The sequence below is a fragment of the Rossellomorea aquimaris genome (assembly GCF_001877785.1).
Lineage (GTDB): Bacteria > Bacillota > Bacilli > Bacillales > Bacillaceae_B > Rossellomorea > Rossellomorea aquimaris_A.
Genome location: NZ_MINN01000137.1, coordinates 1 through 509, shown reverse-complemented (window position 1 = coordinate 509; position 509 = coordinate 1). Strand labels below are relative to the sequence as shown.

Here is a 509-nt window from a genome sequence, read left to right as displayed (position 1 = left end):
TGTATTTCGTGAACAACTCGATTGTTGTGGGTGTGAATGGGATGAGCGGCAAAATCGACATCGAGTTTGAGTCAAAGTTGAGTCAGACATTGAGATGCGTGGGGTAGATGCTAGAGGTGCAGGATGGTCAGTAAGCAATTTCAGCGAATGTTTGCGCTGGCAACCCGTCTGATCTTTTTTTTTTTTTTTAGAACAAACAGGCATCGATTGCCTAGCGCCAGCGCTTGGATCGGTCCACGGGCCATATAAAGGCGAACCAAACCTTGGATTTGCTGAAATGGAAGAAATTTCACAACTTTGTGACGTGCCGCTTGTCTTGCACGGCGGAACAGGCATCCCGTTAAAAGATGTTCAACGTGCAGTATCACTTGGTACATCAAAAATCAACGTCAACACGGAAAGCCAATTGGCGGCATCAAAAGCCATCCGTGAAAAATTGGCATCTGATGCAGACGTCTACGATCCACGTAAATACTTGACGCCAGCACGTGATGCTATCAAAGCGACTG

1 pseudogene is annotated in these 509 nt (G+C 46.6%); it reads left to right on the top strand.

Annotation, left to right across the window (positions count from 1 at the left end):
* Positions 1-187: 187 nt before the first annotated feature.
* Positions 188-509 (top strand): annotated as a pseudogene (locus tag BHE18_RS20135) (class II fructose-bisphosphate aldolase); the annotation flags it as partial.